Origin of the sequence: Microbacterium oxydans (assembly GCF_000956525.1) — a bacterium.
In the GTDB taxonomy this organism is placed as follows: domain Bacteria; phylum Actinomycetota; class Actinomycetes; order Actinomycetales; family Microbacteriaceae; genus Microbacterium; species Microbacterium oxydans_A.
In genome coordinates, this window is record NZ_JYIW01000021.1 from 190,374 (window position 1) to 202,902 (window position 12,529).

The 12,529-nt window shown below is 68.4% G+C and carries 10 protein-coding genes; 7 read left to right on the forward strand and 3 right to left on the reverse strand.

Annotated features, from left to right (window positions below):
* The first annotated feature begins 175 nt into the window (after positions 1-175).
* The 7 genes from RS83_RS06275 to RS83_RS18725 all read left to right on the forward strand — a co-directional run bounded on the left by RS83_RS06275 (position 176) and on the right by RS83_RS18725 (position 6,866).
* On the forward strand, positions 176-3,121 hold the full coding sequence (locus RS83_RS06275) for a Na+/H+ antiporter subunit A (RefSeq protein WP_045278657.1): 2,946 nt from the start codon (positions 176-178) through the stop codon (positions 3,119-3,121).
* Positions 3,121-3,693, forward strand: coding sequence for a Na(+)/H(+) antiporter subunit C (locus RS83_RS06280; protein ID WP_045278658.1), 573 nt, complete (start codon positions 3,121-3,123; stop codon positions 3,691-3,693). Before RS83_RS06275 ends, RS83_RS06280 begins: the two co-directional genes overlap by 1 nt.
* Positions 3,690-5,243, forward strand: coding sequence for a Na+/H+ antiporter subunit D (locus tag RS83_RS06285; protein WP_045278659.1), 1,554 nt, complete (start codon positions 3,690-3,692; stop codon positions 5,241-5,243). Before RS83_RS06280 ends, RS83_RS06285 begins: the two co-directional genes overlap by 4 nt.
* Positions 5,240-5,824 carry a Na+/H+ antiporter subunit E gene (locus tag RS83_RS06290; protein ID WP_045278660.1) on the forward strand — a complete coding sequence of 195 codons (585 nt, stop codon included), beginning with the start codon at positions 5,240-5,242 and terminating at the stop codon, positions 5,822-5,824. Before RS83_RS06285 ends, RS83_RS06290 begins: the two co-directional genes overlap by 4 nt.
* The gene (locus RS83_RS06295) at positions 5,821-6,090 is read left to right on the forward strand and encodes a monovalent cation/H+ antiporter complex subunit F (RefSeq protein ID WP_045278661.1); all 270 of its coding nucleotides are present in this window, start codon (positions 5,821-5,823) and stop codon (positions 6,088-6,090) included. The genes RS83_RS06290 and RS83_RS06295 overlap by 4 nt, the downstream gene beginning before the upstream one ends.
* On the forward strand, positions 6,087-6,476 hold the full coding sequence (gene mnhG / locus RS83_RS06300; RefSeq protein ID WP_045278662.1) for a monovalent cation/H(+) antiporter subunit G: 390 nt from the start codon (positions 6,087-6,089) through the stop codon (positions 6,474-6,476). The genes RS83_RS06295 and mnhG overlap by 4 nt, the downstream gene beginning before the upstream one ends.
* A gap of 213 nt (positions 6,477-6,689) precedes the next feature.
* A complete protein-coding gene (locus RS83_RS18725) occupies positions 6,690-6,866 on the forward strand; it encodes a hypothetical protein (RefSeq protein WP_156153137.1) in 177 nt (58 codons plus the stop codon).
* A 1-nt stretch (position 6,867) separates the two neighbouring features.
* On the opposite strand, the gene RS83_RS06305 is transcribed toward RS83_RS18725, so the two are convergent.
* The 3 genes from RS83_RS06305 to RS83_RS06315 all read right to left on the reverse strand — a co-directional run bounded on the left by RS83_RS06305 (position 6,868) and on the right by RS83_RS06315 (position 12,483).
* Positions 6,868-7,629 (reverse strand): alpha/beta fold hydrolase, encoded by a 762-nt coding sequence (locus RS83_RS06305; RefSeq protein WP_045278663.1) that lies wholly within the window; start codon positions 7,627-7,629, stop codon positions 6,868-6,870.
* Between the two features lie 156 nt (positions 7,630-7,785).
* Positions 7,786-10,467, reverse strand: coding sequence for a penicillin acylase family protein (locus tag RS83_RS06310; protein WP_082071557.1), 2,682 nt, complete (start codon positions 10,465-10,467; stop codon positions 7,786-7,788).
* Between the two features lie 138 nt (positions 10,468-10,605).
* Positions 10,606-12,483: a YhgE/Pip domain-containing protein gene (locus tag RS83_RS06315; protein ID WP_045278690.1), complete on the reverse strand. Its 1,878-nt coding sequence runs from the start codon at positions 12,481-12,483 to the stop codon at positions 10,606-10,608.
* Between the last annotated feature and the right edge of the window lie 46 nt (positions 12,484-12,529).

The following is a 12,529-nucleotide window of genomic DNA, read 5'->3' on the forward strand; positions in this document are numbered from 1 at the left end:
ATGTTCTTTCCAGGCGGGTTTCATTGGGCAGAATGCTGTGATTCGGGGCGGAAAAGAGCCATTGAGTGCTCCCGAACGAAGGACCATGGAGCCGAAGACCCCGATCGCCCGGTAAACTGGACACACATCCGCCCGCCTGAGCCCACCGGCCGACGAGCTTCGAGGAGCCGCGTATATGCTGACGCTCCTCGCCGTGTTCCTCCTCGGGTCGCTGCTGATGCCCGTGCTGGTCCGCTGGCTCGGGGCGCAGGCCTTCGCGTTCGCGGCCCTCGTTCCGGCCGCCGCCTTCGCGCATGCGCTCGTGATGACGCCGCAGGTGCTCGACGGCGATTCGCCGTACGTCTCGCTGTCGTGGATCCCGCAGCTCGGACTCAACCTCTCCATGCACATGGACGTGCTGGGCTGGGTGCTCACCCTGATCGTGACCGGCGTCGGAGCACTCGTGCTCCTCTACTGCCGCTGGTACTTCCACGACGACTCGGCCGGGATCGGCCAGTTCGCCGGGGTCCTGCTCGGCTTCGCCGGCGCCATGTACGGCCTCGTGCTCACCGACGATCTGGTGATGCTCGTCATGTTCTGGGAAGTGACGAGCATCCTCTCGTACCTCCTGATCGGTCACTACCGACGACGTGCCGCCAGCCGACGTGCCGCCCTGCAGGCACTGCTGGTCACGACCCTCGGCGGGCTCGTGATGTTCGTCGGCGTGGTGCTGCTGGTCGTCGACGCCGGCACATCCAGCATCCGCGAGATCCTGGTGCTCGCCCCCACCGGACCGGTGATCGATGCCGCGATCGTGATGCTCCTGATCGGTGCCATCAGCAAGTCGGCCCTCTTCCCCTTCCACTTCTGGCTCCCCGGTGCGATGGCAGCGCCCACCCCGGTCAGTGCGTACCTGCACGCAGCCGCGATGGTGAAGGCCGGTATCTACCTGATCGCGCGCTTCGCGCCGATCTTCGCGTTCAGCGCCCCCTGGCGGCCGATCGTGATCACGCTCGGCATCATCACGATGCTGCTCGGCGGCATCCAGGCGCTCCGCGAGACCGACCTCAAACGCATCCTCGCCTTCGGAACCGTGAGCCAGCTCGGCTTCTTCGCCCTCGTGGTCGGCTACGGCACCCAGGCGTCAGCGCTCGCCGGCCTCGCGCTGGTGATCGGGCACGCCCTGTTCAAGTCGGCGCTGTTCCTGATCGTCGGCGTGATCGACCGTCAGCTCTCCACCCGTGACATCACCGAGCTCTCCGGCGTCGGACGACAGGCTCCGGTCATGGCGACCGCCGCGTTCATCTCGGTGGCCTCGATGGCCGGCATCGCCCCGACCATCGGATTCGTCGCGAAGGAGTCCACCCTCACCGCACTGCTCGACGACGCGCTGGGCGGCTCCGTCTGGGGGCTCGTGGCGATCATCGGCGTCGGACTCGGTTCCATGCTCACCGCGGCATATGGCGTGCGATTCCTCTGGGGAGCGTTCTGGACCAAACGCGACGCGCAGGGTCAGCAGATGCCCGCGACGGCGTGGCCGGACCCGCCGGTCGGATTCCTGTCGGCACCGATCATCCTCGCCGGCGTCACGCTCGCGGCAGGCATCGGCGCTCCGGCGCTCGACATCGCGCTGCAGGGCTACGCCCTCACCGCGACCCCCGGCCTCGACCCCGCGACCGGCGACGCGACCGAGGGGCCTGGGCACTTGGCGCTCTGGCACGGCTTCGAGCCGGCCCTCGGCATCTCGATCCTGACGATCCTGCTCGGCATCGGCCTGTTCCTGCTGACGCGCCGCACCGGCTGGGACCGCAAGCCGCGTCTGCTGCGCTTCACCGCCGCCGACGCCTACTACCTCGTCATGCGCGGCGTCGACCGGCTGTCGGTGCTCAGCACGACGCTCACGCAGCGTGGTTCGCTCCCCGTCTACGTCGGCACGATCTTCGTGGTCTTCGTCGCGGCCGAGGTCACCGCGCTCGTCGCGAGCGACATCGACCGGTTCAACCTCTCCGCCTGGCACACCCCCGCGCAGATCGTCGTCGCGCCGATCATGGCCGCCGCCGGCATCTTCGCGGTCCGCGCGCAGAAGCGGTACACGGGCGTGGTGCTCGTCTCGGTGACCGGGCTCGGCATGGTCGCGCTGTTCGCGACCAGCGGCGCCCCCGACCTCGCGCTCACGCAGATCCTCGTCGAGACCGTGACGATGGTCACCTTCGCACTCGTGCTGCGTCGCCTTCCCGCCCGCATGGGCGAGCACAACGCCTCGGTCGGCCGCATCCCGCGTGCCCTGCTCGGCATCGGTGTCGGCCTCACGATGGCCCTGATCGCCGTGGTCGCGACGCAGTCGCGCGTCGCCGACCCGATCTCGGGCGCCTTCCCGAAGCTCGCCTACGAACTCGGCCACGGCAAGAACGTCGTGAACGTGGCGCTGGTCGACCTTCGTGGCTGGGACACCATGGGCGAGCTGTCGGTGCTCGTGCTCGCCGCGACCGGCGTCGCATCCCTCGTGTTCGTCACCCATCGGGCCGACCTGCTCGCCGCGACCAAGGTGCTCCCGCGCGCCACCCGCAAGGCTGCGCGCAGCCGGCCCCTGGTCGAGACGACCGACGGCATCCGCTTCCAGACCGCGGAGAACGAGAGCAGCCCTCGGGCGTGGCTCGTCGGCGGTCAGAAGATGAAACCGGAGAACCGGTCGATCCTGCTCGAGGTGATCGTCCGCATCCTCTTCCACACCATCATCGTGGTGTCGATCTTCCTGCTCTTCGCCGGCCACAACCTGCCGGGCGGTGGCTTCGCCGGTGGTCTGGTCGCCGGCATGGCGCTCGTCATGCGCTACATCGCCGGTGGCAGGTGGGAGCTCGGCGCCGCCGCGCCGACGGATGCCGGTCGACTGCTCGGCGCAGGGCTCATCCTCGCGGTCGGCACGGCGATCATCCCGCTGTTCTTCGGCCTCGCACCGCTCACCAGCTCGTTCTGGGAGTGGGAGATCCCCGGCATCGGGCACATGGAGTTCGTGACCTCGACCATCTTCGACATCGGCGTGTACCTCGTGGTGATCGGGCTCGTGCTCGACGTGCTGCGCAGCCTCGGCGCCGAGGTCGACCGCCAGGCGCAGGAGATGCGCGAGCGGGTGGTGAGCAACTGATGGATGTCTCGCTGACCCTGATCGTCATCATGGCCGTGCTGTTCGCCTGCGGCGTCTACGCGATGCTCGAGCGCAGCCTCACCCGCGTGCTGATCGGCTTCCTGCTGCTCGGCAACGCCACCAACCTGCTGCTGTTGATCGTGATGGGTGTGCCGGGACGAGCCCCGTTCTACGACGCGGACGGAGACGTGAGCGACCCGCTGCCTCAGGCGCTCACCCTCACCGCGATCGTGATCACCTTCGCCGTCTCCGCCTTCCTGCTCGCGCTGATCTACCGCTCCTGGCAGCTGGGTCAGGCCGACACGGTCGAGGACGACGAGGCAGACATCGCGCTCCGCGAGCGCACCGATGCAGACGAAGACCTCATGGACGACGAGGCCGACACGGAAGACGACGAGGCCACCACCGACTTCGTGGGCGTGCAGACCGCCCCGATCACGGTGCTCCACATGCGAGACCACTCCGCCATCCAGGACGACGCCCCCACCGACCTGCCCTCGCGCCCGTACACGGGGGACGACGAGCCGCACCCGCAGCGCAAGCCGGCCGATGACGGGGAGGACCGCTCGTGAGCGTGCTCGTTCCCCTGCTCGTCGGCCTGCCGCTGCTCGGCGCCGCGATCACCCTGATCTTCGGTCGCAACGCCCGGCTGCAGGTGCTCGTCACGGTGCTGACACTCGCCGCTGTGTCGGTGATCGCGGCCGTGCTGCTCGTGGCGGTGGATGCCGGCGAGCCCATCGCGGTCTCGGTGGGCGGATGGCCGGTGCCCTTCGGCATCGTGCTCTACGTCGACCGGCTCGCCGCCCTGCTGGTGCTGATCTCGAGCATCGTGCTGCTCGCGGTGCTCCTGTTCTCGATCGGTCAGGGCGTCGCCGACGGTGCCGATGAGACCCCGATCTCGATCTTCAACCCCTCGTACCTGATCCTCGCGGCAGGTATCTTCAACGCGTTCATCGCGGGCGACTTGTTCAACCTCTACGTCGGCTTCGAGATCCTGCTCGTGGCGTCGTACGTGCTCATCACGCTCGGCAGCACCGAATCCCGCATCCGCACCGGCGCGGTGTACATCGTCGTGTCGCTGGTGTCGTCGATCCTGTTCCTCGCAGCGATCGCCATGATCTACGGCGCGCTCGGCACCGTGAACATGGCGCAGATCGCCGAACGGATGGCCGAGCTCCCGCAGGAGACGCAGCTGGTGCTGCACCTGATGCTCGTGATCGCCTTCGGCATCAAGGCCGCGATCTTCCCCGTGTCGTTCTGGCTGCCCGACTCCTACCCGACCGCGCCCGCCCCGGTCACCGCGGTCTTCGCAGGCCTGCTGACGAAGGTCGGCGTGTACGCGCTGATCCGCACCGAGACGCAGCTGTTCGCCGACAACAGCATCGACACCCTGCTGCTGATCGTGGCGCTCGCGACCATGATCGTCGGCGTGCTGGGTGCTGTCGCGCAGGCCGAGCTCAAACGAATCCTGTCGTTCACCCTCGTGAGCCACGTCGGGTACATGATCTTCGGCTTGGCGATCGCCACACCGGCGGCGATCGGCGCGACCGTGTACTACATCGTCCACCACATCGTCGTGCAGACGACCCTGTTCCTCGCGGTCGGCCTCGTGGAACGTCGAGCCGGCAGCACATCGATCCTCAGGGTGAAGGGGCTGCTGAAGGTCGCGCCGGTGATCGCGGTGCTCTACTTCGTGCCGGCGATCAACCTGGGCGGGCTCCCGCCGTTCTCCGGATTCATCGGCAAGTTCGCGCTCTTCGAGGCGGCGGCATCCGTCGGCACCCCGCTCATGATCGTGCTGATCATCGGTGGCATCGTCACCTCGCTGCTCACCCTCTATGCCCTGATGCGCGCCTGGAACCTCGCCTTCTGGCGCGAGGAGGAGGACTCGAGCGAGACCGAGGGCCGCATCTCGTACCTCGGCAACGCGCCGGCCGCCGACGAGCAGCAGGAGCGTCGCCGCATCCCGAAGATCATGACGGTCTCCACCGCAGGCATGGTCGGAGTGACCATCGCGCTCACCGTCTTCGCCGGACCCCTCTACGCCCTGTGCGATCGGATCGGCGCGACGCTGCTCGAGCCGGTCAGCCTGGTGCAGCTGCAGGATGAGGTCGGCGGATGAGCCCGCGCAACAAGGGCCACCTGTGGCGCGACATCGGCTCGCAGCTGCCGTTCCTCGCGTGGCTCGTGGTGCTGTGGATGCTGCTGTGGGCCCAGTTCACCGTGCTGTCGTTCCTCACCGGACTCGTGGTCGCGATCTTCGTCACGAGGGTCTTCCGACTGCCGACGATCGCGCTCTCCGGCCGGATCAACCTCTGGTACGGCTTCCTGTTCGTGGTCCAGTTCCTGTTCGCGGTCGTCAGGGGCGCGCTCTCGGTCACGGTGCAGGTGTTCGACTTCCGCCGCCAGCCCGGAGCCGCGATCATCGCGGTGCCGCTGCGCTACGCCGACGATCTGGTGATGACGCACGTCGCCGTCACCGCTTCGCTGATCCCCGGATCGCTCATCGTCGAGGCCGACCGCGACCGTCGCATCCTCTACCTGCACGTGATCGGCGTGCGCAACCGCGCAGACGTCGAACAGCAGCGAGCCGGCGTGCTGCTGTGGGAGCGACGCATCGTGCGTGCACTGGGAGACCCGGCGCAGTACCGTGCACTCAAGGCCGATGAACGCGCCGGTTCGTTGAAGGGCGGTGTCCGATGAACGTGCTGCTGCTCCTGATCATGATCGTGTTCGGTATCGCGGCGATCCTCACGTTGATCCGCGTCGTGCGCGGCCCGTCGATCCTCGACCGAGCCGTCGCATCCGATGTGCTGCTCACCGAGGTGATGTGCGTGCTCGGTGCCGAGATGGCGATCAACGGCCACACCCGCAGCATCCCGGTGATGCTGATCATCGCTGCGATCGGCGTCTTCGGCTCGATCGCGGTCGCACGCTTCGTGGCGAGACGGGACAACACGGCACCATGAATGTCTTCGGTCTGATGATCCCCGATGCCGTCATCGACGTCGCCGTGCTCGTGCTGATCCTGCTGGGTGCGATCCTCTGCCTCTCGGCCGCGGTGGGCCTGCTGCACTTCCGTGATGTGCCGTCGCGGCTGCACGCGGCGACCAAGCCCCAGGTGCTCGGCCTGGTGCTCATCTGCCTCGCCGTGGCGCTCTCGCAGCGCAGTGTCGGCGGCATCCTGCTCGGTCTCGCCCTGGTGACGCCGGTCGTGCTGATGCAGTTCGCGACCGCGCCGCTGTCGGCGCACATGGTCGGCCGCCAGGCGTACCGCAACGGCACCACCGATCAGCACACGCTCGTGGTCGACGAGCTCGCCGACTCGAAGCAGACGCCGCCCGCCGCAGGCTGAGGCGCAGCGGGCTCGGGTTCGGGCGTTCGGGCGTTCGGCCGTTCGGCCGTTCGGGCGTTCGGGCGTTCACAATTCAGCAAGAACTCGGACAAGCCGCCCGCAGGGGCCTTCGAGTCCGATTCACGGTGATTCTTGCTGAATCGTGAACAGGGCGCGCATGCGACCGCGGACGAACGCTGGACAACACGTCGAGGTCGCGGTACCGTGCCCAGCATGGACACCTTCTTCGTGATCACGGGGGCGGTCATCGTCGTGTGGTTCGGGGTGCTGATGTGGCGGCCCCGCCCGGCGCGGAAGCCCGACCCTGACGGCTTCGCGGCGGACCCGGCGCTGACGAAGGCGATCGACGAGTCCAACAGGGACTTCGTCATGTTCCGCCGTTACCCCTGAGTCAGAGCCGATCCGCGAAGTGCTGGATCAGCCGTGCGGCCGGCTGGGAGTCGCTGATCAGCGTCCCGTGACCGTGGTCCGGGATCACCTTCAGGTCTGCACCGGGGATCTCATCGATGATCTCCTGGCACCAGCTCATCGGCGCCAGCGGGTCGCTCTCGCCGCGCAGCACCAGCACGGGGCACTCGATCCGAGCGAATGCCTTCTCCGGCTGATGGGCGATGGTCGCACGCATCTTGCGGAACAGGTGCGGACCGCCGCGCAGGTACTCCCGCGCGCCGCGCCAGATCACGAGCGGTCTTTCGCCGACCAGGTCGGTGAGTAGATAGCTCGCCTGCGCTGCGATGTTGCGGGCGGCCTTGTTGACCGTGGGCCCCGCGAGGATCACGCCTTCGACGAGGGACGGATGCCGCGCCGCGAGCTCCGCCGCGATCTGGCTGCCCATCGAGTGGCCGATCACCACGACCGGTCCGGCATCGACGTGACGCAGGTAGGCGGCGACGAGATCGGCGTGGCGCTCCATCGTCAGGGTGCGCGTGGGCTCGGGGGCCTCGCCGAACCCGGGAAGATCGAGGGCGATCACGCGACCGCGGAGCCGCTGCACCACATCGAGATAGACGCTGCGACCCATGCCGATCCCGTGCAGCAGCAGGAACGTGTGCGCTCCCTCGCCGAAGGACTCGGCGATCAGCGTCGCTCCGGCATGCTCGAACTCGAGGAGCGTGACAGGGGTGCCCTTCGGGGCGAGGTAACTGGATGGCACCCGTCAACGCTATCCGACCCGGCTGGGTGGCCCCTTCGCCCTTCGACAGGCTCAGGGACCCAGGAGGCCAGCCCTTCGACGGGCTCAGGGACCCAGGGGTTCGACGGGGTCAGCCCTTCGGCGGGCTCAGGGACCCAGGGGGCGGAGGCCCGGGCATCAGCCCGCCGGCGTGAGCACCAGCGTGTCGACGGTCGCGGCATCCACCTTCTTCGGCGAGAACGCCCAGGGCTGCTGGACGCCGGCCGCCCAGTCCGCGGTCTGGTCCGTGTAGTTCGCATGGAACGCGTGCCCGGATGCGCCGGTCAGGTGGTTCCACGACGAGGCGTCCAGGTCGGCGAGATCGACGACCATGCGCATCGACGGAACGGTCGTCGTCGAATAGTCGGATCCGATCTCCCAGCCCGTCGCGTTCACGACCGAGGCCCCACCGCTCACCGAGTACGGTCCGCGGTTGAACAGCGCCTCGATCGGTGCGATCCCGGACGAGCCGAGTGTGTCGCTCGTGAGCGTGATCGCGTGCAGATCGCCCCAGTTCCACCGGTCGACGTCGGTGCCCTGTCTGGCGGACAGCTCCTCGTAGGCATCCTCCGCCGACCGCGCCAGCATCTCGGGCATGCCGGAGACGCCGAGCTTCTCATTGGTCCAGAGCGGGTCGGCGGGGTCGTCGAGCATGCTGGAGACGACCGTGAACAAGCGACCGTGCCCGTCGCTGGGCAGGGGCTGGGCACGGTCGGCGAAGATGTTCTGCACGAGGTTCGACCACAGCACGTTCGCGTAGGCGGCACCGGCGGAGGATGCCGCATTCTGCGCATCCCAGTTCTGCAGCAGCTCGATGGCGGCCTTCGGTCCGGCACCGGAGACCTCGACGTCGTCGAGTGCCGTGGCCAGTCGGTTGCCGATCCACATCTCGCTGTCCATCTGGATCTCGCGCATGTCCTCCGCGGTGAGCGGGGCTGCCGCCGCCCTGCGCTCGATCAGGTGCACGATCCGCGCCGCACGATAGCCGTAGTCCCAGTCCCGCGACAGGAAGTAGGCGTAGTCGTCTGCGACGATCGCGTTGTTCGCCGTCACGATGTACCCAGAGCTCGGGTTGTACGACACCGGAAGCTCGTCGAAGGGGATGAATCCGGTCCAGTCGTACCTGCTGTCCCACCCCGGTTGCGGCATCCATCCGTCGCCGGCTCCGCGGATCGGCAGCCGGCCGGGTGTCTGGTAGCCGATGTTGCCCGAGGTGTCGGCGTAGATGAGATTCTGTGCCGGCACGTCGAAGAGGGATGCCGCTGCTCGGAACCCATCGAAGTCCTGCGCGGTCGAGAGCGCGAAGATGGCGGTCGCGGCGGTGCCGGGATCGAGCGCGGTCCACCGGAGGCTCACCGCGTACTCGGCATCCTCGCCGGGCACCGTCAGGGCCCCTGAGCCTCCGCCCTGGGTCCCTGAGCTCGTCGAAGGGTCGACCGTCAGCCCGGGAAGCGGGTCATCCGCGATGGCGGTGTCGTCGTCGGTCAGTCCGGAGATGATCGGCCCGTGGCCGGTCGAGCGGATGGTCAGCTCGATGTCGTCGCCACCCGCGACCTTGATGGTCTCGGTGCGCTCGTCGAGCGGCACGAGCGCGCCGTCACGCCAGTACTGATCGCCTTCGATCCGCTCGACGTAGAGGTCGGTCACATCGGTGGTGAGGTTGGTGAAGCCCCAGGCGATGCTCTGGTTGTGCCCGATGACGACCCCTGGAAGTCCAGAGAACGAGAATCCGCCGACATCGAAGGGGCAGTCGTCATCGACCGTCGAGCACTTGAGCTGCACCTGGTACCAGACCGACGGCAGCGAGGCGCCGAGGTGCGGATCGTTGGCCAGCAGCGGCATCCCTGATTCGGTGAGCGAGCCGGAGACGACCCACGAGTTCGACCCGATCCCCTCACCCAGATCGCCGACCAGGATGCTGGCCGCCTCGATCACGCCGGAGGTCTCCTCCCACTCGATCGTGGTGCTCGCCTCCTGCATGCCCGGGTCCTGGGGCGACGTCGCCGATGCGGCATCCGCGTCGGTTCCGGCATCCGGCACGGTCGAGATCTTCGGAACGATCACCGGGTTCTCGTCGAAGGGATAGGCGGGATAGAGCTTCTCCAGCAGGGCCTGCGTCTCCGGAGCTGCAGCCGCGCCCTCGCCGCCGTCGAGTTCGGCGGCGAGGAGAGCACGCTCGGTCTCGTCCTCGATGTTGCCGCGGAGGTCCCAGGCCATGGCCTTCAACCAGGCGACCGAATCCGCGGGCTCCCAGGGCTCTGGGCGGTAGTCCGGATTCTGCATGCCGATCACGGCATACTCCAGCGAGAGCTCGGCTCCGGAGCGCGACGCGAGATACGCGTTGACCCCGTCGGCATAGGCCTCGTAGTAGCCGAGGGTCTTCTCGTCCATCGCGGCGACCTCGGCCTCGGCGACCGCGCGCCAGCCGAGCGTGCGGAGGAAGGCATCCGTCCCCGCCTGCGATTCGCCGAACATCTCGGCCACGCGTCCTGCCGTGACATGGCGCCGGAAGTCCATCTCGAAGAACCGGTCCTGCGCGTGCACGAACCCCTCGGCGAAGAACAGGTCGTCGGTGGTGTCGGCCGTGATGGTCGGGATGCCCTGCGAGTCACGCTGCACGGTGACCTCGGCGGAGAGCCCGTCGAGTTCGAGCGAACCGGATGTCTGCGGGAACGAGCGCTGAATGGTCCAGGTCACGAAGAACGCCGCAGCGACCGCGACCACCGTGATCCCGGCCACGACGAGGAAGGCGATGCGTCCGATGCGGACGCGGAGCGAGGGGCGCGAGGGGACGGCGGTCGTCTGCGAATCGGTCATCATCGTCGAGAACACTTTCGGGTAGCCAGGTGGGACTCAGTCCCACCGAGCCCCAAAGCGCGTGTCGGGGACGCGCTCTCGCATCCTATCCACACGCATCCGCGCGCGGGACCCCCGAGAGGCCACCGCGCGCGGAGCGGATCACCCGATCAGGCTCGGCTGCAAGTCGCGCAGGGTGCGTCGATGCGTCATCCGGGTGACGCCGAGCATCGCGAACAGCAGGGCCCCGACGAGCCATATCCCGAGCACCGCGAGGTCCCAGCCGGCACGACCCATGCTGCCGCCGTACATGAGCTGACGCATCGCATCGACGACATAGCCGAGGGGCAGGACGTGGTGCAGCGCGGCCAAGGGGGCGGGAAGCGTCTGCCAGGGGAACGTGCCGCCGGCGGTGACCAGTTGCAGCACCATGAGCACGAGTCCGAGGAACTGCCCCACCGACCCGAGCCAGACGTTGAGCGCCAGGATGATCGCCGCGAACGTCGCCGAGGCGAACACCATCACCCCGAGCGTGCCGAGCGGATGGTTGAACGTGAAGCCGAGCGTGAGGGCGAGGATGCCCATCAGCCCGACCATCTGCACGGCGCCGAGCATGGCAGGGGTCATCCAGCCCGCGAGCGTGATGCGCACGGGGGAGTGCAGGGCGGTGATCGCCCGACGTGAGATCGGCTTCACGATCAGGAAGAGCGCGTAGATGCCGATCCAGGCCGACAGCGCGGCGAAGAACGGGGCGAGGCCTGCGCCGTAGTCCTCGGCGGAGGCGACCTTGTCGCTCGACACCTGCACCGGGTCGGCGATCGTGTCGGCCTGCAGGGTGCGCAGTTCGGGAGTGGATGCCGGGATGGCGTCGACGCCGCTCGAGAGCCCGTCGCGCAGCTCGGCCGTGCCGGACGCCAGCGTCTGGAGTCCGTCGCGCAGCTGCGCCGCCCCGGAGTTCGCAGACGCAGCGCCGGTCGCGACCGTGCCGGCGCCGGAAGCGAGCGTACCGGCACCCGAGGCGAGCTCGGAGGCACCCGATGCCAGGGATGCGGCGCCGGCGGCGAGCTGATCGACCTTGCCGACAGCGCCCTGCACCTGCGCATTGCCCTCCTGCAGGCGGGCGCCCAGCGGGTCGAGCTTCGCGAGCACCTGATCGACCTCCTCAGGGGTGAACCCCTGCTCGGTCAGCGCATTCGCGATGTCGGTGCGCACCTGGGGCAGGGCGTTCGCAGCCTGCTGGACCGCAGAACCCGCGCGGTCGGCGACGTCGGCGAGCTGCCGGTTGCCGTCACTGACCTGCTGCGCTCCGCTCGCGAGCGTCTGCGCACCGCTCGCGAGCGTCTGCGCGCCGGTCGCGAGCTGCGCCGTGCCGTCGGCGAGCTGCGCCGCGCCGTCGGCGAGCGTCGTGCTGCCGGATGCCGCGGTGTTCGCGCCGTCCGTCAACTGCGTCGCGCCGTCCACGGCCGTCACCAGGTTGTCGCGCACATCGCTCAGACCGGTGAGCAGCCGTTCCGCCGCCTCGCTGCCGACCATCTCGGCCACCGAACTGCGGATCTTCTCGACGGCCTGCGTGCCCATCGACGACGCGAGATAGTTGTTCGCATCGTTGGTCTCGAGTTCGATGCGGGCCTGATGCGGGGCATCGCCCGCCGCCGAGGTCAGCGCCGCCGAGAAGTCGGTCGGGATCGTCACGGTGAAGTCGACGGTGCCGTCGCGGAGCGCATCGGATGCCTCATCGGCCGTCATCCGCTGCCAGTCGAAGGCGTTCCCCTCGATCAGGTTCTCCGCGACATCCTCGCCGTAGTTCACGGTCTCACCGGTCGGCGCCTCGTTGCCGGTCGTCGGCGTCGGGGCGCCCTCGTCAGCCACCACGAGCGCCACCGGCACATCCGGGAACTTCGCGTACGGGTCCTGGTTCGCCCACAGGTAGAGGCCGCCGTAGAGGATCGGCACGCACACGAGTGCGATGAGCGCGATCACGCCCATCCTGCTCGCGGTGAGCCGCCGCAGCTCGGCGGCGATCATGGAGGGAACCTTCATCATGCGGCTCCGTTCTCGGTGGGGTCTGTGTCGGTGGGGGTGGGGG

Coding starts and splice junctions, on each gene's coding strand:
- RS83_RS06275 (WP_045278657.1), top strand. CDS start 176: ATGCTGACGCTCCTCGCCGTGTTCCTCCTCGGGTCGCTGCTGATGCCC.
- RS83_RS18725 (WP_156153137.1), top strand. CDS start 6,690: ATGGACACCTTCTTCGTGATCACGGGGGCGGTCATCGTCGTGTGGTTC.
- RS83_RS06295 (WP_045278661.1), top strand. CDS start 5,821: ATGAACGTGCTGCTGCTCCTGATCATGATCGTGTTCGGTATCGCGGCG.
- RS83_RS06310 (WP_082071557.1), bottom strand. CDS start 10,467: ATGATGACCGATTCGCAGACGACCGCCGTCCCCTCGCGCCCCTCGCTC.
- RS83_RS06290 (WP_045278660.1), top strand. CDS start 5,240: ATGAGCCCGCGCAACAAGGGCCACCTGTGGCGCGACATCGGCTCGCAG.
- RS83_RS06315 (WP_045278690.1), bottom strand. CDS start 12,483: ATGAAGGTTCCCTCCATGATCGCCGCCGAGCTGCGGCGGCTCACCGCG.
- RS83_RS06280 (WP_045278658.1), top strand. CDS start 3,121: ATGGATGTCTCGCTGACCCTGATCGTCATCATGGCCGTGCTGTTCGCC.
- mnhG (WP_045278662.1), top strand. CDS start 6,087: ATGAATGTCTTCGGTCTGATGATCCCCGATGCCGTCATCGACGTCGCC.